The organism is Sphingobium lactosutens, assembly GCF_013393185.1.
Classification (GTDB): Bacteria; Pseudomonadota; Alphaproteobacteria; order Sphingomonadales; family Sphingomonadaceae; genus Sphingobium; species Sphingobium lactosutens_A.
Genome location: NZ_QJQX01000040.1, coordinates 46,203 through 65,293, shown reverse-complemented (window position 1 = coordinate 65,293; position 19,091 = coordinate 46,203). Strand labels below are relative to the sequence as shown.

Annotated in this window: 17 protein-coding genes; 12 read left to right on the top strand and 5 right to left on the bottom strand. The window is 66.1% G+C overall.

The annotated features are described in order from the left end of the window. Positions 1 to 98 precede the first annotated feature (98 nt). Positions 99 to 389 (top strand): GIY-YIG nuclease family protein, encoded by a 291-nt coding sequence (locus DM806_RS10255; RefSeq protein ID WP_179041560.1) that lies wholly within the window; start codon positions 99 to 101, stop codon positions 387 to 389. Positions 390 to 579: 190 nt separating this feature from the next. On the opposite strand, the gene DM806_RS10250 is transcribed toward DM806_RS10255, so the two are convergent. After that, positions 580 to 2,265: an alkaline phosphatase family protein gene (locus DM806_RS10250; RefSeq protein WP_179043129.1), complete on the bottom strand. Its 1,686-nt coding sequence runs from the start codon at positions 2,263 to 2,265 to the stop codon at positions 580 to 582. Positions 2,266 to 2,341: 76 nt separating this feature from the next. Here DM806_RS10250 and DM806_RS10245 point away from each other — a divergent pair, with 76 nt between their 5' ends. The 10 genes from DM806_RS10245 (at position 2,342) to DM806_RS10200 (ending at position 12,737) form a co-directional block, all read left to right on the top strand. Further along, positions 2,342 to 4,384, top strand: coding sequence for a protein-disulfide reductase DsbD family protein (locus DM806_RS10245; protein ID WP_179043128.1), 2,043 nt, complete (start codon positions 2,342 to 2,344; stop codon positions 4,382 to 4,384). Then, positions 4,384 to 5,121, top strand: a complete 738-nt coding sequence (locus tag DM806_RS10240) for a TlyA family RNA methyltransferase (RefSeq protein WP_179043127.1) — start codon at positions 4,384 to 4,386, stop codon at positions 5,119 to 5,121. Before DM806_RS10245 ends, DM806_RS10240 begins: the two co-directional genes overlap by 1 nt. A gap of 96 nt (positions 5,122 to 5,217) precedes the next feature. Next, the gene (locus DM806_RS10235; RefSeq protein ID WP_179043126.1) at positions 5,218 to 6,279 is read left to right on the top strand and encodes an efflux RND transporter periplasmic adaptor subunit; all 1,062 of its coding nucleotides are present in this window, start codon (positions 5,218 to 5,220) and stop codon (positions 6,277 to 6,279) included. Positions 6,280 to 6,291: 12 nt separating this feature from the next. Continuing rightward, positions 6,292 to 9,396 (top strand): efflux RND transporter permease subunit, encoded by a 3,105-nt coding sequence (locus tag DM806_RS10230; RefSeq protein ID WP_179043125.1) that lies wholly within the window; start codon positions 6,292 to 6,294, stop codon positions 9,394 to 9,396. 93 nt (positions 9,397 to 9,489) lie between these two features. Continuing rightward, a complete protein-coding gene (locus DM806_RS10225) occupies positions 9,490 to 10,038 on the top strand; it encodes a TspO/MBR family protein (RefSeq protein ID WP_179043124.1) in 549 nt (182 codons plus the stop codon). Positions 10,039 to 10,082: 44 nt separating this feature from the next. Then, on the top strand, positions 10,083 to 10,406 hold the full coding sequence (locus DM806_RS10220) for an accessory factor UbiK family protein (protein WP_179043123.1): 324 nt from the start codon (positions 10,083 to 10,085) through the stop codon (positions 10,404 to 10,406). Positions 10,407 to 10,448: 42 nt separating this feature from the next. Continuing rightward, positions 10,449 to 10,955 carry a YbjN domain-containing protein gene (locus DM806_RS10215; RefSeq protein ID WP_179043122.1) on the top strand — a complete coding sequence of 169 codons (507 nt, stop codon included), beginning with the start codon at positions 10,449 to 10,451 and terminating at the stop codon, positions 10,953 to 10,955. 4 nt (positions 10,956 to 10,959) lie between these two features. After that, positions 10,960 to 11,784 (top strand): pyrroline-5-carboxylate reductase family protein, encoded by an 825-nt coding sequence (locus tag DM806_RS10210; protein ID WP_179043121.1) that lies wholly within the window; start codon positions 10,960 to 10,962, stop codon positions 11,782 to 11,784. Between the two features lie 118 nt (positions 11,785 to 11,902). Beyond that, on the top strand, positions 11,903 to 12,406 hold the full coding sequence (locus DM806_RS10205; protein WP_179043120.1) for an asparaginase domain-containing protein: 504 nt from the start codon (positions 11,903 to 11,905) through the stop codon (positions 12,404 to 12,406). 79 nt (positions 12,407 to 12,485) lie between these two features. Then, positions 12,486 to 12,737 (top strand): hypothetical protein, encoded by a 252-nt coding sequence (locus DM806_RS10200; protein ID WP_179043119.1) that lies wholly within the window; start codon positions 12,486 to 12,488, stop codon positions 12,735 to 12,737. 284 nt (positions 12,738 to 13,021) lie between these two features. On the opposite strand, the gene DM806_RS10195 is transcribed toward DM806_RS10200, so the two are convergent. The 4 genes from DM806_RS10195 to DM806_RS10180 form a co-directional block, all read right to left on the bottom strand. Further along, entirely contained in the window at positions 13,022 to 13,549 is a 528-nt protein-coding gene (locus DM806_RS10195) for a CarD family transcriptional regulator (protein WP_179043134.1), read from the bottom strand. Positions 13,550 to 13,806: 257 nt separating this feature from the next. Then, positions 13,807 to 14,145 carry a ferredoxin FdxA gene (gene fdxA, locus DM806_RS10190; protein ID WP_179043118.1) on the bottom strand — a complete coding sequence of 113 codons (339 nt, stop codon included), beginning with the start codon at positions 14,143 to 14,145 and terminating at the stop codon, positions 13,807 to 13,809. A 97-nt stretch (positions 14,146 to 14,242) separates the two neighbouring features. After that, the gene (locus tag DM806_RS10185; protein ID WP_179043117.1) at positions 14,243 to 14,533 is read right to left on the bottom strand and encodes an RNA-binding S4 domain-containing protein; all 291 of its coding nucleotides are present in this window, start codon (positions 14,531 to 14,533) and stop codon (positions 14,243 to 14,245) included. Then, positions 14,526 to 17,309 carry a helicase-related protein gene (locus DM806_RS10180; RefSeq protein WP_179043116.1) on the bottom strand — a complete coding sequence of 928 codons (2,784 nt, stop codon included), beginning with the start codon at positions 17,307 to 17,309 and terminating at the stop codon, positions 14,526 to 14,528. The genes DM806_RS10185 and DM806_RS10180 overlap by 8 nt, the downstream gene beginning before the upstream one ends. A 228-nt stretch (positions 17,310 to 17,537) precedes the next feature. Here DM806_RS10180 and DM806_RS10175 point away from each other — a divergent pair, with 228 nt between their 5' ends. After that, positions 17,538 to 19,073: a M23 family metallopeptidase gene (locus DM806_RS10175; protein WP_179043115.1), complete on the top strand. Its 1,536-nt coding sequence runs from the start codon at positions 17,538 to 17,540 to the stop codon at positions 19,071 to 19,073. Positions 19,074 to 19,091: the final 18 nt, after the last annotated feature.

Here is a 19,091-nt window from a genome sequence, read left to right as displayed (position 1 = left end):
TGGCGGATTATCTCGCGTGACTATATGGCAGGCGATATAAATTAAGCGTCATGCCAGCGAAGGCTGGCATCTCAGGGCGTGGTGCGCGACAGTTGGGTATGGCGCGAGGCGGTTGCACTTACATTATGACCAACAAGCCGAGAGGCGTGCTCTATATCGGGGATACTGCTGAGCTTGCGGCGCGTATCGAGCAGCATCGCAGCGGGACTGGCTCGGCCTTTTGTAGGAAATATGGCCTGACGCGCCTCGTTCTGGTGGAAATGCATGATGACATCACATTGGCCATTGCTCGCGAAAAGGCGCTCAAGGCATGGAAGCGAGACTGGAAAATCCGACTGATTGAGGAGAGCAATCCCGATTGGCTGGATATAATGCATCTTATTCTATGACCGCCTGAGACCCCAGCCTTCGCTGGGGTGACGGGTGTGGAATGGCCGCGGTCGAGCAATACCGCAACGCGCCTAACTGTCCATTTCTGGTCGCTTCCAGACCCAACATCCGTTCGCTTCGAGCGAAGTCGAGAAGCCGGCAGCGCGATGCTCCCCGTTTCCCGACACGCTCGAAACGAGCGGCCATTCGTTACTGCGCGCAGCTGTCGCCTTCGCCCGCGATCAGGTCCAGGCAGCGGCCGTCAATCTGGTCCCGGGGCACGGGCAGCTTGATGAGCGCGGCCAGCGTCGGCAGGATATCGACCGTTTCGACGCCCAGCGGCTGCTCGAAATGGCGCATGCCCTTGCGCCAGAACAGGATCGGCACGCGGCGGTCCGTATCCCAGGGCGAACCATGGGTCGCGACATAGCCCTTGGTGCCGTCGGGGATCGACATGATGCGCGGCTTGAGCAGCAGCAGCAGATCGCCCGACCGCTGCGGGTCGAAGCTGGCGCGGGCTTCCTGAAGCAGGCTCCAGCTTTCGGGCGGGCCGGACGGAGCAGGGGCGGCGGCGATTTCCGCCTTGGTGAAGACGGTCTGCACTTGGCTGTGGGCGCGCAGCAGCTTCAGCGTCTCGGCCTCTACCTTCGCGCGCTCGGCTTTGGTCAGCCCCTTGTCGAAATAGAGGTCGCCCGCCGGGCCGTCGCCCCAGATCAGCTTCTTGCCGGTCAGGCCCGTCTTTGCGCCGATCGCCGCGGTCAGCGCCTTGGGCGTCAGTGCCGCATCGACACGGGCTTCCATCGGCATCGCATTTTCCTGATGCCGCTCAGGCAGGTCATGGCCGCCATGGTCGGCGGTCAGCACCACCACATAGTCGATCCCGTCCTTGTCCAGGCGATCGAAGAATGCGCCCAGCTCTCGGTCCAGCCGGTCGACCTGGATGCAGCTTTCCGTGCCTTCGGTGCCGTAGGTGTGGCCGACATAGTCGGTCGCCGACAGGCCGATCGAGATGATGTCGGTCTGCGCCTGCTTGCCAAGGTTCATGCTCTCGATCGCGCCGGCGGCCAGCACCAGCGTCAGCGCATCCTGTTCGGGTGAGGCGCGGAACTTCTTGAAATCGCCCGCCTCGCGCGCGAAGCGGCCATCGCCGACGGTCTGGCCAGCGCCGATATTGACCGCGAAATCCTTCGCCGCGCACTGGGGCGGCAGCTCGAAGCCCGGATTGGGCTGGGCGAGGCGCGCGGCGAGCTGCTCGTTCACCTTGGCGACCAGCGGCGGGGTGGCAATGCCCTTGTAGCTGACATAGCCCCTGGGCGTCAGCCACCAGCTCTGGTCGGCGGTCGGCCCGCCCATCATGATGACGGCGCGGTCCTTGCCGGCGACCGACACCACGCGCGTGGCGGGGTTGGCGATCTTCATCCGGCCGCCCAGCGTCGGCACCTTAAGGTGCAGCGGCGACGCGACATAATCGTTGCTGTTGGTGCCCGGCTGGGTTTCGTCCTCGGCGCAATAGACCGCTTTGTCATCGCGCTGGGTGTCGAGGTCGAACCAGGTATTGGCGATGATGCCGGTGCGCGACGGGCGGCTGCCGGTCAGGATGGTCGAGTGGCCGGGGCAGGTTTCGGTCGCGGCATGGCTCTGATAGCCGCGCGGGAAGACCGCGCCCTCGCTCGTCAACCGCTTGAGGCCGCCGGTGTAATATTGGCGATATTCGCTGAACAGGTCGGCGGAAAACTGGTCGACGCTGATCGCGACGATCAGCTTGGGGGGAGTCGCGAAGGCGGCTGTTGCGGGCGCTGCGGCAGCAGGGGCCGGAGCCGGGCTTTGCGCCATGATCGGCGCGACCGGGACAAGGGCGGTGGCGAGCAGCAGGGCGGCGGCGACTCTCTTCAACATATGCAGTACCTTCTCATGCCTTGACGGCGGATAGGGAGCGACCTAGCCCCCTTGCATCCACGCGACCAGAGGCCCGATGCGGATTTTTCAAGTCATATTCATGACGCTTGCCCTGTTGGCAGGCCTGTCCACCGCAGCGGCGCAAAGCGCTTTCGGCGGCGGCACGGCGCATATCGCCGCGCAACTGGACAGCGAAAGCGACAGTCCCGCGCCGGGCAAGGGCACGACCATCGCCTTCGCCATGGTCCCCGAAGCGGGCTGGCACGGCTATTGGGAAAATCCGGGCGACGCGGGCCTTGGCATGACCGTCGACTGGACGCTGCCCAAGGGCGTGACCGTCGGCGCGCTGCGCTATCCGGTGCCAGAAACGCTGCTGATCTCCGGCCTTATGAACCATGTCTATGAAGGCCCCTATGCGGTGCTGGCGGACCTGAAGGTCGCGACCGACATCGCGCCGGGTACGCGCCTGCCGGTGCGGGCGAAGGCGCAATGGCTGGCCTGCACCGACAAGGTCTGCGTGCCCGAAAGCGGCGAGTTGACGCTGGACCTGATCGCCGGCGACGGCAGCGTCGCGTCGGCGGAGCGCGCGCGCTTCGATGGCTGGCGCGGCCATCTGCCCCGGCCGCTGGGATCGGAAGCAACCTATGCGCTGAAGGACGGCAAGCTGCGCCTGTCAGTGCCGTTCCCCGCCAGCGCGCAGGCGCACGACGTTCATCTCTTCGCGCTGGCCGAAGGGCTGCTGCGCTATGCCGCGCCGCAGAGGGTGACGCGCGATGGCGACCGGCTGCTGGTTGAAACGGACGCGGGCGAAGGCGGCCAAGATCAAACGGCGCGCGGCACCGTGCAGGCGGTGCTGCGGACCGGCGATCATGTCGGTTTCCTGCTGACCGCCAGACCCGGCGAGGTGGCGTCGGCATCTGGCGGGGGCGGCCAGTGGCGCGCGATCCTTGCCGCGCTGGGCGGCGCGATCCTGGGCGGATTGCTGCTCAACATCATGCCCTGCGTCTTCCCGATCCTGGGCCTCAAGGCGATGAAGCTGGCCAAGGCGGGCGGCGACGAACGCAGCGTGCGGCGGGAAGCGCTGGCCTATACGCTGGGCGTGATCCTCACCTGCCTGGCGCTGGGCGGGCTGCTGCTGGCGCTGCGGACGGCGGGGAGCGCGGTCGGCTGGGCCTTCCAGTTGCAGGATCCGCGCATCATCCTGGCGCTACTGCTGCTGGTCACGGCGATCGCCTTCAACCTCGCGGGCCTGTTCGAATTGCGCGCCTATGGCGGCGGCGAGGGGCTTGTCGGCAAGGGCGGCGTTGTCGGCTCCTTCTGGACCGGCGCGCTGGTGGCCTTCGTCGCGACGCCCTGCACCGGTCCCTTCATGGCGGCGGCGATGGGGGCGGCGCTGCTGCTGCCGCTGCCCGCCGCGCTCGCGATATTTGCGGGGCTGGGGCTGGGGCTCGCGCTGCCCTTCCTGCTGCTCGCCTTTATTCCCGCGCTGCGCAATCGTTTGCCTAAGCCCGGTGGCTGGATGGGCAAGTTCCAGAAGATCCTTGCCATCCCCATGTTCCTGACCGGGCTGGGCCTTGCCTGGCTGCTGGGGCAGCAACGCGGCGTGCCGGGCATGACCATCGGTCTGGGGGCAGCGCTGCTGCTGGCGCTGCTGCTCTGGTGGCTGGGCGGTCGCCAGCGGATCGGCAAGGGTGGCGGCATTGTCGCGGCCATCGCCGCCATCGCCCTGCTCGCCGGGGCAAGCGTCGCTCTCCCGACCAGCGCGCCCGCGGTGTCGAAAAACAGCGACGAGATTGTCCATTTCGATGTCCAGAAACTGGGTGAGCTGCGCGCCGCGAAGAAGCCGGTCTTTCTCTATTTCACCGCCGACTGGTGCCTGACCTGCAAGGCGAACGAAGCCGCCGCCATCGACCGCGCCGAAACCCGCGCGGCGTTCGAGAAGGCAGGCGTCACCGTCATGGTCGGCGACTGGACCAATGCCGATCCCGCCATCACCCGCTTCCTCGAAAGCCAGGGCCGTTCGGGCGTTCCCCTCTATCTTTGGTACGCGCCGGGCAAGGAGGCCCAGACCTTGCCGCAATTGCTGACCCCCGCCACCCTGACCGGACTGCTCCGCTGATGGCCAAGGTTCGTGCCGACCAGTTGCTCGTCGACAATGGCCTCGCCGAAAGCCGCGCCCGTGCGCAGGCGCTGATCCTCGCCGGTCTCGTCTATCTGGGCGACCGGAAAGTCGAGAAGGCCGGGCAGCAGGTGCCCGCCGACGCCGATCTCGACGTGCGCGGTCGCGACCATCCCTGGGTGTCGCGCGGGGGGATCAAGCTGGCCCATGCGCTGGAGAAATTCGCCATCGACGTGACCGGCTTCGTCGCCATCGACGTCGGCAGCTCGACCGGCGGCTTCACCGACGTGCTGCTGACCAACGGCGCGGCGAAAGTCTATGCGGTGGACAGCGGCACCAACCAGCTTGCCTGGAAATTGCGCTCCGACGACCGGGTCGTGGTGCATGAACAGACCAGCGCCCGCATCCTGACCGATGTGCATATTCCCGAAGCGGTCGACATCATCGTCTGCGACGCCAGTTTCATTAGCCTGGCCAAGGTGCTGGAAAAGCCGATCGGCTTCGCGAAGCCCGACGCCCATCTCGTCGCGCTCATCAAGCCGCAGTTCGAGGCGCGGCGCGAGGAAGTGGGCAAGAATGGCGTGGTGCGCGACGCCACCGTCCACGAACGGGTCTGCGCCGAGGTGCAGGATTGGGTGGGGGAGCAGGGCTGGACCGTCGCCGGCCTGACGCAAAGCCCGATTACCGGACCGCAGGGCAATGTCGAATTTCTTCTCTATGCGCGGCTTGGCGGATAATCGGTCGAGCTTCGTTCTCCGCCCCGATACATAATGATACATGCCGCGACACAAGGGTCCATTGTGTCGCGCTGAAAGGCCCGATAGCCCTCCATCATGCGCCCGTTATTGCCTGTCATTCTCACAGCCCTTTGTCTTGCCGGTTGCAGCGGCGAGAAACAGCAGAAGCCGCGCGCGGCGCCGCTGGTCGAAGCTGTCGCCATCGCGCCCGCCGGTTTCACCGACAATGTGGAGGCGGTCGGCACCGCGCTCGCCAATGAACAGGTCATATTGTCCGCGCCGGTGACGGAGCGGATCACCGCGCTCAACTTCGCGGATGGCGGCTTCGTGGCGAAGGGGCAGGTGATTGCGACGCTCGCCGTGGGGCAGGAGAAGGCCGAACTCGCCTCTGCCGAGGCTACCGCGTTGCAGGCGGGGCAGCAGCTTCAGCGCATCCAGGCGCTCAAGGCGCGCGGTTTCGCCACCGGCGCGACGCTGGAGCAGCAGACGGCGCTTGCCAATGCCGCCCGCGCCAATGCGGAACTCGCCCGCGCCTCGATCGGCGATCGCATAATCCGTGCGCCCTTCGCCGGCTGGGTCTCCTTGCGCACCGTATCGCCCGGCGCGATCGTGACCGCCGGTACGGCGATCGCCACGGTCAGCGACATCAGCCGCATCAAGCTGGACTTCACCATCCCCGAAACCCGCCTGTCGATGCTGCGCGAAGGCATGCCGATCAGGGCGGTGTCGGCCGCCTGGCCCGATCGTCCGTTCAACGGGACGATCGCGACGATCGACCCGGTGATCGACCCCGCCACCCGCGCGGTGAAGGTGCGCGCGATCCTGCCCAATCCCAACAAGGCGCTGAAGCCCGGCATGCTCCTGACCGTCAGCGTCCTGTCGCGCCAGCGCCAGTCGCTCGCCGTGCCGGAACTGGCCGTGGTCGGCGATGGCGATGAACGCTTCGTGTTCGTGTTGGAGGACCGCACCGCCAAGCGGGTGAAGGTCGGAACCGGCATCCGCCAGAACGGACAGGTCGAAATCACGGGCGGCGTGAAGCCGGGGCAGAGGGTCGTGACCGAGGGCGTGGTCAAGCTGACCGACGGCATGACCGTCCGCCTTGCCGGCGATAAGAAGGCTGGCGATAAAGGCAATAACGCCCCCAAGGCTGCCGGCTAAGGGCGCCGCGCCATGCAGCTGTCCGACCTTTCCGTCCGCCGCCCGGTCTTCGCCGCCGTCGTCGCAGTGCTGCTCTGCATCGTCGGCATCGTCGGCTGGATGAGCCTGTCGGTCCGCGAATATCCCGACACCGATCCGCCGATCGTGTCGGTCGAGACGACCTATACCGGCGCGGCCGCCTCGGTCGTGGAAACCCGCATCACCCAGCTGATCGAGGATGCGGTCGCGGGCGTGCAGGGCATCCAGACGATCACCTCGACGTCGCAGGACGGCACGTCGAACATCAATATCGAATTCGACCCGTCGCGCGATATCGACAGCGCCGCCAATGACGTGCGCGACCGCGTGGGATCGGTGACAGAGGATCTGCCGGAGGACGCGCTCGCGCCCGAAATCCGCAAGGTCGATTCCGACGCGCGCTCGATCCTGTTCCTCGCCTTTTCCCGTCCCGGCTGGTCGCCGATCCAGATCAGCGACTATCTCGACCGCAACATCGCCGACCGCTTCGCCGCGATCGATGGCGTCGCCCGCGTCAATATCGGCGGCGAGGCTCGGCCTTCGACCCGCATCTGGTTCAACGCCGAAAAGCTGGCCGCTTTCGGCCTGACCCCGGCCGATGTCGAGGCGGCGCTGCGCACGCAGAATGTCGAGCTGCCCGCCGGCCGCTTCGAATCGAAGGATCAGAATCAGACGCTGCGCGTCGAGCGGCCCTTCGCCACCCCGGACCAGTTCGGTCGACTGGTGGTCGGGCGCGGCGCGGACGGCCATCTGGTGACGCTGGGCGACGTCGCCCGGATCGAGGAGGGGGCGGAAAATCCCTATAGCAGCTTCCGGTCCAATCAGGGCACGGCGATCGGCATCGGCATCATTCGCCAGTCGGGCGCCAACACGCTGGAGGTCGCGCAAAAGGCCAAGGCGCTGATTAAGGAGCTGGAACCGACCCTGCCCAAGGGCATGAAGGTCGCGATCGGTACCGACGAATCCCTGTTCATCGAGCGCGCGATCGACAATGTGTACGACACGCTGCTGGAAGCGGCACTGCTGGTCATCCTCGTCATCTTCCTGTTCCTGGGATCGGTGCGCGCGACCATCATCCCGGCGGTGACGGTGCCGATCTGTCTGCTCGCCACCTGCGCGGTGATGTGGCTGCTCGGCCTGTCGATCAACCTGCTGACCCTGCTCGCCTTCGTACTCGCCATCGGTCTGGTGGTCGACGACGCGATCGTCGTGCTGGAAAATGTCTATCACCGCGTCGAACAGGGCGACGATCCGCTGGTCGCCGCCTATCTCGGCACGCGGCAGGTGGGATTCGCCATCATCTCGACCACGCTCGTCGTCTGCGCCGTGTTCGTGCCGGTGATGTTCCTTGCCGGCCAGACCGGCCTGCTGTTCCGCGAACTCGCCATCGCGATGATCGCGGCGATCGCCTTTTCCGGCTTCATTTCGCTCAGCCTCGCGCCGATGCTCTGTTCCAAGCTGCTCAAGACCGCCGAGCGCGGGCGGCTGGCGCGCTGGATCGACGGTCGGTTCCAGCGGATCGAGCGCGGCTATGCCCGCTGGCTCGACCGGGCGCTCCGCAAGCCGTTGCTGCCGCTGCTGGGCGTATTGCTGTTCCTGGGCGTCGCGGGCTTCTTCTTCACCCGCCTGCCGAGCGAGCTGGCGCCGGCCGAGGATACCGGCGTGGTCGAAGCGCAGATCAGCGCGCCCGAAGGCACCGGCTTCGACCGGATGATGGCCTATATGAAGAAGATCGAGGATGATCTCGCCTTCCTGCGCAAGGACGGGACGCTCCAGAATCTGGTCATCCGCACCCCGGCGGGCTTCGGCACCACCGACGATTTCAACAGCGGCAACGTCATCGCCTTCCTTCGTCCGTGGGAGGACCGCACCATCACCACGGCCGAAGTCGCGACCATCATCAACAAGGTGATCGCCGACCAGCCGGGCGTGCGTGGCAATGCGGCGCCGCGTTCGGGGCTGGGACGCGGGCGCGGCCTGCCGGTCAATATCGTGCTGGCCGGCGCCACCTATGAAGGGCTGGTCGCCGCGCGCGACCGGATCATGGCGGCGGCGGCCGATTATCCGGGCCTCATCAACCTCGACAGCGACTATAAGGAAACCAAGCCGCAGATGCGGATCGACACCGATCTGCAACGGGCCGGCGACCTGGGCGTGTCCGTCAACGACGTCAGCCAGGCCTTGCAGAGCCTGCTCGGATCGCGCCGCGTCACCACCTATGTCGACCGGGGCGAGGAGTATCGCGTGCTGGTGCAGGCGGAGGATGCGGGGCGTCGGACCAAGGCCGATCTGGAGCGGATCAACGTGCGCAGCCGCACCGGCGCGCTGGTCCCCTTGTCATCGCTCGTGACGATCCGCGAAGTGGCCGGCCCGCGCCAGCTCAACCGCTACAACAAGCTGCGCGCCATCACCCTGACTGCGGCGCTGGCGCCCGGCACCTCGCTGGGGCAGGCGCTCGGCTATCTGGAGGATCAGGCGCGGCAATCTCCTGAAGTGCTCGCGATAGGCTATCGCGGCGAAAGCCAGTCGTTGCGCGAAACCGGCGGGTCGATCTGGCTGGTCTTCGGCCTCACCATCCTGCTCGTCTATCTGCTGCTCGCGGCTCAGTTCGAAAGCTTCATCCACCCCGGCGTCATCATCGCCACCGTGCCGCTCGCGGTGGCTGGCGGCGCGCTGGGGTTGGCGATCACCGGCGGGTCGATCAACCTCTACAGCCAGATCGGCATCGTCATGCTGGTGGGCCTCGCCGCCAAGAACGGCATCCTGATCGTGGAGTTCGCCAATCAGTTGCGCGACGAGGGGATGGAGATTGCCGAGGCGATCCGCGAGGCCGCCAAGCGCCGCCTGCGCCCGATCCTGATGACCTCGATCGCGACGGTGATCGGCGCGGTGCCGCTGGTCATCAGGGGCGGGGCGGGGGCGGCGGCGCGCCATTCGATCGGCGTGGTCGTGGTGTTCGGCGTCAGCCTGGCGACGCTCATCACCCTGTTCCTGATCCCGATTTTCTATTCGCGCGTTGCCAAGCGCACGGTTTCTCCGCAAACCGTCAGCCGAAAACTGGATTCGGCGCTCAAGGATTCGCCTGAACCGGCTGAGTGACATGAGCATCGCGAGAAGCGATGCGACAACAAGGGATTGGAGCGCTTCGCGTCGGATCTGACGCGGCGCTCCGTATGGGGGTTGTTGCTGTCGATGAACCAGATTGCGTCCCAAGGTCAGTTGCGTCTCGCCTATCTCCGTTGGGCGCTCGTCACGGTTCCCGCCATCGTCTTCCTGGGGTTCCTGTCGGGCAGGATGGCGAATAGCGGCTATGGCAATCGCTGGTTCGACGCGCTGGAAAAGCCGGCGCTGATGCCGCCGGGCTGGGCGTTCGGCGTCGCCTGGACGATCCTTTATGTGATGATGGCGCTGGCCATCGCCATCGTCCTGCATGCCCGTGGGGCGAAGGGTCGAAGCGCGGCGATCGCGCTGTTCGTGATCCAGCTAGTCATGAACCTCGCCTGGTCGCCGCTTTTTTTTCGCGCCCATCAGGTCGGCAGCGCGCTGGCGCTGATCCTGGCGCTGTTCGTGGTCGTCGCGGTCACGATCGCGCTGTTCTGGCGTATCCGGCGGCTCGCGGGCTTGCTGTTGCTACCCTATCTCTGCTGGCTGGCGTTCGCCTCTTTCCTCAACTATGAGATCGGCCGCCTGAACCCGGATGCCCCGACCCTTGTCGCGCCGGCGCTCAAGACCCAGATATGAATTTCGGGCGCGCCCACCCGCGCGCCGCAATGAGGATAAGTGCAATGCAGAGCGAGAACCGCTTTTTCGACGATCTGGCCAAGCTGGTGAACGGCGCCGCAGGCACTGTGGCGGGCATGACGCGCGAATTCGAATCCAATGCGCGCGAACGCGCCAAGGACTGGATCGGCGGCATGGATTTCGTGTCGCGCGAGGAATTCGACGCGGTGAAGGCGGTCGCCGCCGCCGCGCGCGAGGAGGTCGAACTGCTGAAGACCCGGCTCGACGCGCTGGAAGGCAAGAGCGGCGAGCCCGTGACCAAGAGCGTCAAGGCCGCCAAGCCCAAGGCGGCGGACGCGGGGCAGGGTGGCTCCGGGGAGGCCGACTGATCCCTTCTGTCCTTTCACCGCACGCGGTGATAAGGCCCGGCGATGATGGATAGCGACGAATTTGAACATGGCGGCCAGGAGGCTGCGCCGATCGACATGCTGGCCGCCTATTTCGAGGCGCATGGCTGGAGTTTCGAGCAGGTCGGCGAGGATGAGATCGTCGCGAACACGCAAGGGTCGTGGGCGCAATATGAGCTGCGCGGCATCTGGCGCGACGAGGATCAGGTTCTCCAGCTCCTCGCCCTGCCAGATATCCGGGTCAGCGAGGACAAGCGCGCGACCGTCTACGAAACGCTGGGGCTGATCAACGAACAGCTCTGGATCGGTCATTTCGAACTCTGGTCGTCGAGCGGCATTGTGCTGTTCCGCCATGGCGCTCTGCTAGGGGCGGGGGGGACCTTGACGCTCGATCAGGCGCAGTTGCTGGTCGAAACCGCGATCGATGAGTGCGAGCGTTTCTATCCGGTGTTCCAGTTCGTCCTGTGGGGCGGCAAGACCCCGACCGAGGCGATTTCCGCCAGCCTGATCGAAACCCGCGGCGAGGCCTGATCCGATGGCGCAATATTGGCCTGACCATCTGTTTCTCGTCGGCTGCGGCAATATGGCGGGGCAGATGCTCGTCCGCTGGCTCGATTGCGGTCTCGATCCTGCGTGCGTCACCGTGCTGCGGCCGAGCGGCAAGCCGGTCGCCGACGGCGTGCGCGTCGTCACCGACTATCCCGCCGCCTTGCCCGCCGGGACGACCGTGTTGCTGGGCATGAAGCCCTATCAGATCTCCGATGTCGCGACCGCGCTGGCGCCGCTTTGTGGGGAAGAGACGCGGATCGTCTCGATCCTTGCCGGCACCACGCTGGCCGATCTGCGCGCCCGTTTCCCGGCCGCCCGCGACATCGTGCGTGCCATGCCCAACCTGCCGGTGGGGCTGGGGGAGGGCGTGACCGCGCTCTTCACCGACGCCGCGACCTCGGACCGGGCGAAGGCCGATATCGACGCCCTGATCCAGCCGCTCGGTCTTGCCGAATGGATCGGCCAGGAGACGCTGTTCAATCAGGTGACGGCGCTGTCGGGCTGTGGCCCGGCCTTCCTGTTCCGCTTCGCCGATGCGCTGGCGCGCGCGGGCGAGGCGATCGGCATTCCCGCCGATCAGGCGGCGCGCATGGCGCTGGCGACGGTGCAGGGGTCGGCCAACATGGCCGCCCGCGCCAGTACCCAAGCCGGCGACAGCCCGGCAACGCTGGCCGACAGGGTCGCCAGCCCCGGTGGCATGACCCGGCAGGGGCTGAACGTCCTCGACGCCGACGATCGGCTGCTGGCGCTGCTCACCGACACGCTGGCCGCCGCCCGCGATCGCGGCGAGGCAATGGCGCGCGGGGAATAAGAGCGGTTTCGGGGGAACGCCATTTGGGGTAGAGTTTTCCGTGATTTCCGAGCCGTGAAATGTTCCATTTCACTCGAAATCACTCTAAGGCGCCCGAAAATTGACCCTGGAGTCCCTTATGCTGTCGCCCGAAACCCCGATCCTGCTGCTCACCACCGGCGGGACGATCGACAAGATCTATTTCGACGCCCTGTCCGACTATCAGGTCGGCGAGACGGTGATGGCGAAGCTGCTGGAGGTGGCTCGCGTCAGGCGTCCCTTCCGCATCGAGGAAGTGACCCGCAAGGACAGCCTGGAACTGGACGATGGTGACCGTGCGCTGATCGCGGCGCGCTGCGCCGCCGCGCGCGAGAAGCATATCGTCATCACCCACGGCACCGACACCATGACCGAGACGGCGAAGCTGCTGAAGGACATTGCCGGCAAGACCATCGTGCTGGTCGGCGCGCTCGCCCCGGCCCGCTTCGGCGAGAGCGACGCCAGCTTCAACCTCGGCATGGCCTTCGCCACCGCGCAGGTTGCCGAGCCGGGCGTCTACATCACCATGAGCGGCTCCGTCTTCCGCGCCAACAAGGTGGTGAAGGATCGCGCCAAGGGTGCCTTCGTTCCGGTCGAGGACTGACGCGGCCCTCCCGCCTCTGGAACAAGGCCACGCCGCTGCGCATTGATGGCGCGGGTGGCGTGACGAGGAGGAGAGAGAGATGGCCGATTATCAGGTTGAGCAGGAACATCCGGCGACGACGACCACGATCATCGAGAAGCGCAGCGGCGGCGGGATGACCTTTGCCATATTGCTGCTGGTGGTCGTGGTGGCGGTCGCCGCCTTTTTCCTGATCAGCAGCCAAAGCCGCAAGGACAATGCGGTGTCTACGGCTGCGACGCAGGTCGGCCAGGCCGCGAGTGATGTGGGCGATGCGGCCAAGGATGCGGCCGGCGCGGTCAAGGATCAGTAACGTCGCCAATAGCGGTGCTAGAGCGCGCTTCGTTAAATCGGACGCAGGTCGCGCGCTCTAAGCTTTTGTTGTCGCATCGTCTTAAGCGGAAAACCGGTTCCCATTTTTCCGCACGATGCTCTAGGCTTTTGTTGTCGCATCGTTTCAAGCACAAAACCGGTTCCCACCCTTCGACAGGCTCAGGACAGGCTTTTGCGCACGATGCTCTAAGGAAAAGGGGCGTCCCGACCAGGTCGGAACGCCCCTTCCTATCAACCTGCCGTGGTCGGCTCGGTAGAAGCTTTTCAGCCCTCCACGCGAACGTGCTTGGGAGCCGCTTCGTTGAGGATGCGCAGGATCTTCTTGAGTGCGGTCGGTTCGTCCGTCTCTTCCATCGCGGCGAGTTCGCGGGCGAGGCGGCTGGAGGCTGCTTCGAAGATCTGGCGTTCCGAATAGCTCTGCTCGGGCTGGTCGTCGGCACGGAACAGGTCGCGGGTCACTTCCGCGATCGACACCAGGTCGCCAGAGTTGATCTTCGCTTCATATTCCTGAGCGCGGCGCGACCACATGGTGCGCTTGACCTTGGGCTTGCCCTTCAGCGTTTCCATCGATTCTTCGAGGGTCTTGTTGGAGGACAGCTTGCGCATGCCCACGCCTTCGGCCTTGTTGGTCGGGACGCGGAGCGTCATGCGCTCCTTTTCAAAGCGGAGCACGTACAGCTCCAGCTCCATGCCCGCAATTTGCTCCTTCTGAAGCTCAATGACACGGCCAACGCCATGCTTGGGATAAACGACATAATCACCAACGTCAAAGGACAGCGCCTTGGCAGCCATTTGATACCTTTCCAATTCAACCGGGGGACGGGCCGTCGCGGTGCAGAGGTGCAAAGGCCGGATGGTGGCCAAATGCGATGCGTGTCCGCGGCGCGACCCGCCAAGACATGAAGTTTATTCTCCAGGGCCGGATAGGGGGCATCCGGCCGTTGCTGCGCTATTTAGCAGATTCGTAACAAAATTACCACCCCCGGACACAAAGTCTGGGGGTGTACCGCAATCCGGGACGCTAGAGAGGCGGCACGGCGCCGCCCGGATCAGTTGCCCGCGCCGGGTTCGGGAGAGAAGAATTTCTCCAGCTTGTTCTCGACACCGCTCATTTCGTCGGCATCAGCCGGCGCGTCGCCCTTGACCGTGATGTTCGGCCATTCGGCGGAATATTTGGTGTTGAGTTCCAGCCACTTCTCCAGGCCGTTCTCGGTATCGGGCAGGATCGCTTCCGCCGGGCATTCCGGTTCGCACACGCCGCAGTCGATGCATTCGTTGGGATTGATGACCAGCATGTTCTCGCCCTCGTAGAAACAATCCACGGGGCAGACCTCGACGCAATCCATATATTTGCAGCGGATGCAGTTGTCGGTCACGACATAGGTCATTGTCAGGGCACTCTATCGTTTGGAAAAGCGCGGCCCTGCTATGCCCGGCGCGCGCGAAGGTCAATGAGGATATTGTTGACCGTCAACAGTCTGAACTTCAGCCGCCGACCGTCAGCTCTTCATAACAGGCCTGTGCTTCGGGCGCGGGACCGCGTCGGGCGGGGAGTTGGATCACCCGCACCACCCGCACATTGTCGAAATGGGGGAAGGTGATGAGGTCGCCCGCCCGCACCGGCGCATGGGCGCGATCGACGCGGCGACCGTTCAGGCGGATATGTCCGTCCTCGGCCAGTTTCTGCGCGGTCGACCGGCTTTTGGACAGACGCGCGAACCACAGGAACTTGTCGATCCGCAGCGCCGGTCCATGGCCGGAGACCGTGTCAGCCATTGCGGCCCAGAAGCTCGGCGAGGCCGGCAAAGGCGTTGTTCACCGGCTTGGGACTGCTGCCCGGCGAAGCGGGACGGGGCGAACCGCCATCCTTGCCGGGACGGCGATTGCCGCCGGTCGGCTTGCCGTCGCGCGACTGGGTCGCGCGCGCTTGCTGTCCCTGCGGCCGGCCGCCTTGCGGGCGATCGCCGCGCGCCTTCTGCCGGCCCTTGAACGCCCAGTTTGCGCCGGTCGCCGGGGGCGCTTCGGGTGGTGTTGCCGCTTCGTCGCCCTCCGCGGCGACGGCGGGCGCGGCCTCCGCTTCGGCGTCGCTGGCGGCGGTTTCCGGTGCGGGTGCGACCGGTTGCGGCGTGACCGGACGGAAACCGGCGAGGCGCATCAGTTGCAGGAAGGATGGTTCGGACAGGCCCAGCGACACGATCTGCGGGCTGGCATGGGTGAACGGCTCATTCTTCGCGATTGCCTCATGCGCGGCGCGGGCCATCCGCTCGGCCATGTCGATGCGCAGCATCTGCTCGCCGAAACCACGGAAGCCGGCGATTCGGGCGCCCATCTGCGCGGGCTTTTCCCCCGCCGGGATCAGGGTCAGGCCCGGCTGGGGCAGCGGCAGGCAGGGCTTGGCGATGCGCGCCGCCAGCAATGCCGAGCGCCAGCGCGCTGCGCCGGGCTTCAGCACGCCATGATGATAGATGTCGAGTACGCCGATATCGATGCCCGCCTTGCGCAGCAGATGGCGCTGTTCCTTGTCGAGATGGCCCAGCGCCGAATCGAGTTCGGTCCGCGCGATCACGCCGCCCGCATCGGCCAGCTGCGCAAAGACGGCGCGCACCACGGGGGGCACGGCCGGATCGGCGGCGCTTTCGCTCATCTTCACCAGCGGCAGAAGATGCTTCTGTTTCTGCGCCTCGAACCAGGCGGCGAGGCGGGTGATGACCTGCTTCTGCACATCCTGGCCGAGCGCCAAAAGCGCGCGATCCAGCCGGATTTCAGGCGCCAGCAGGCTCGATCCCGCCAGCAGGGCCGCTACGGGCGTCTCGCCCCAGGCGATGCCCGGATTTTGTCCAGCCTCGTCCAGAAGCGCAAAATCCGCGTCCGCCGCAGCAACCAGTTCGTCAGCCTTCACTCGTAATACCTTTCCAAGGCGCCGTTCCGCGGCCGCCAACAGCATCTTTCTATCCTGATGCCGCGTAGCGGGATCGACCGAGAATCGGAAGCCGTCAAGTCGTCCGATCGTCTCGCCATCGACACAGACGCTCCCATCCGGCTCCACCGTGACCGGCAAGTTGCTGGCATTCTGGCCGATATCGCGCAGCAGGACCGATGTGCGCCGGTCGACGAAACGCTGCGTCAGCGCGGCGTGCAGCGCGTCCGACAGCTTTTCCTCCAGCGCGCGGGTGCGTTCGGCCATCTCCACCGGATGGGCCAGCCAGTCGGGGCGGTGCGCGATATAGGACCAGGTACGCGCCGCCGCGATCCGGCCTGACAGCGTGTCGATGTCGCCCTGCACCGAATCGAGTCGGGCCACCTGCTGCGCGAACCAGTCGCGGGGGATGTGTCCTGCCCCCTCCGACAGGAAGCGCCAGATGCGGCTGACCGTGCGGGCATGATGCTCCGCGCCCAGTTTCTGGAAATCGGGCAGGCCGCAGGCGGCCCAGAGCCGGTCGACCTGGCGCTTGCCCTTCGCCCGCTCGACGACCAGCGGATCGTCGGCCAGTCGTCGCAGCACCGCATGGTCGACGGCTTCGGGCGCGGCGCGCAGTTCGGGGCGCTCGGGCTTCTGTTCCAGATCGAAGAGCAGATGATCCAGCCGGTCGGTGCGCGGCGTGCCGTTGCGCCAGAAAAGCTGTTCGACCGGCGGAAAACGATGCGCCTCGATCGCCTCTATCTCCTCCGGCGTGAACGCGGCGTCGCCATCCTCATGCCCCAGGCTGCCGAAGGTGCCGTCCTTGTGATGCCGCCCCGCGCGCCCGGCGATCTGCGCCATTTCGCTGACGGTCAGGCGACGGCTGCGCCGGCCGTCGAACTTGCGCAGCGAGGCGAAGGCGACATGGGCGACGTCGAGGTTCAGGCCCATGCCGATCGCGTCGGTCGCGACCAGATAGTCGACCTCGCCATTCAGGAACATCTGGACCTGCGCGTTGCGGGTGCGGGGGGAAAGCGCGCCCATCACCACCGCCGCGCCGCCCCGGAAACGGCGCAGCATCTCCGCCACGGCATAGACCTCCTCGGCGGAGAAGGCGACGATGGCGGAGCGCTTGGGCAGGCGGGAGAGCTTCTTCGCGCCGGCATAGGAGAGGGTGGAGAAGCGCGGCCGGCCGATGATCTCGACATCGGGGACCAGCGCCTTGACCACACGGCTGATGCTGGCGGAACCGAGGATCATCGTCTCCTCCCGGCCCCGCGCGCGCAGCAGCCGGTCGGTGAAGATGTGGCCGCGTTCCGGGTCGGATCCCAGTTGCGCTTCATCCAGCGCGACGAAGGCGAAATCCTCCTTCACGCCGCTTTCTCTACCCCCTCCAATCGGCATGGATTCGGCTGTGCAGAGGAAATAGCGCGCGCCCGGCGGCACGATCTTTTCCTCACCGGTGATGAGCGCGACCAATTGCGGTCCCTTGATCGCGACCACACGGTCATAGACCTCGCGCGCCAGCAGGCGCAGCGGAAAGCCCATCATGCCGCTCGAATGGCCGCACATGCGCTCCACGGCGAGGTGGGTCTTGCCGGTGTTGGTCGGTCCCAGGACGGCGGTGATGGAAGAACGGGCGAACTGGGCCATGATGTCCCCTATGTCGGGGAGTAAGACGCGCGGGGCAAGGGGTTTCGCAGTAATGTCCCGCACTTGCCGGTCCCGTCCGGGGACGGGCACGGCTCGCCGCAGGACTCGCTGTCATCGTTTCGTCTTTATTTGACTTTAACCTTGTGCGTTCACAACAGTGCCGCTCACGCGCGGCGCGGGGGACGTTGCTGACGCGGCAATGAAAAATACCCTTGGGGGTCGCGGCTTTTGTTTCAGGATAGGCAGTTCGGGTCTCAGCAGGGCGGTGCATCCGCATCCCTCTGGCTGGCGGACTCGCTCAATCGGGAGGTGGCTTCCCAGTCCCAGCCGCAGGACTGGCGCAGCCGCCTGCACGACTGGGCTGAGGATGTGGAACTGGTTCCCGACCTTGGCCAGCGCATCGGCAGCCTCACCTGGTTCCGCGGCCTGGCCACCTGCTTTGGCCTGTGCGCCATTGCTCTCTATCTCTCCCCCGGTTTTCAGCCCGTTCCCGGCGCGCCCGGCCCGGTCCTGTCCGACGCGCATTATGACGAAGTGCGCAGCCAGATGATTACGCCGCTGGCGATGGGCGCGGACAGCGGCCGGCATATGGGGCCGACCGACGCCGTGCAGCCGCTGCGCGAAACGCCCGAACGCCCGCAGATCGAACTCAGCGCCCAGGTCGGCAGTAGCGATACCTTGCCCCGCGCCCTGTCGCGCGCCGGCGTCAGCAGCGGCGATGTCGCGACCGTCATGGCGATGGTCGGCGGCGACATCGATGCGGGCGTGAAGCCGGGCACGCGGCTCGATATCATCCTTGGCCGTCGCGCCAGCCGCGACCGGCCCCGGCCGCTCGACAAGCTCGCCTTCCGCGCGCGGCTGGACCTTGGCGTCGAACTGACCCGCAATGGCGGCGTGCTGTCGGTGAAGCGCATCCCGATCCGCGTCGACAATACGCCGCTGCGTATCCAGGGCGTGGTCGGCGACAGCATCTACCGGTCGGCCCGCGCGGCGGGTGCGCCACCCAAGGCGGTGCAGGCCTTTCTGCGCGTCATTGCGCAGCAGGTCGATCTGGGCGGCATTGGCGAGGGCGATCGCTACGACATCGTCACCGAATATCGCCGCGCCGAAACCGGCGATGTGGAGGTGGGCGACCTGCTCTATGCGGGCCTCAACCGGTCGCGCGGCAAATCGGTCGCGATGCTCAAATGGAACAGGGACGGCCGTACCGAATGGTTCGAGGCGTCGGGCGTGGGTGAACGGCGCGGCGTATTGTCGGCTCCGGTCGCCGGTCGCATGTCGTCGGGCTATGGCCAGCGCCGCCACCCGATCCTGGGCTATACGCGAATGCATGCGGGCATCGACTTCGCCGCCCGCTATGGTTCCCCCATCTATGCCGTGACCGACGGTGTGGTCGCCTTTGCCGGGCGGCATGGCGGCCATGGCAATTATGTCCGCATCCAGCATGGCGGCGGCCTCGCCACCGGCTACGCCCATATGAGCCGGATCGCGGCGGTGCCGGGCCAGCGGGTGCGGCGCGGTCAGGTGATCGGCTATGTCGGGTCGACTGGCCTGTCGACCGGGCCGCATCTCCATTATGAGCTGTATCGCGGCGGCGCGACGGTCAATCCGCTGTCGGTCAAGTTCACCACGACGGCGCAACTGGCCGGCCGCGAACTCGCCGCCTTCCGCGCGCGGCTCGCCCAATATCAGGGGCTGCGGGTGGGGATGCACGACAGTTTCGCGCAAAAGGCGCCGGCCGCCCCGGTGGCGACCGGCAAATAAGCCGCTTCCCGCGCTTCG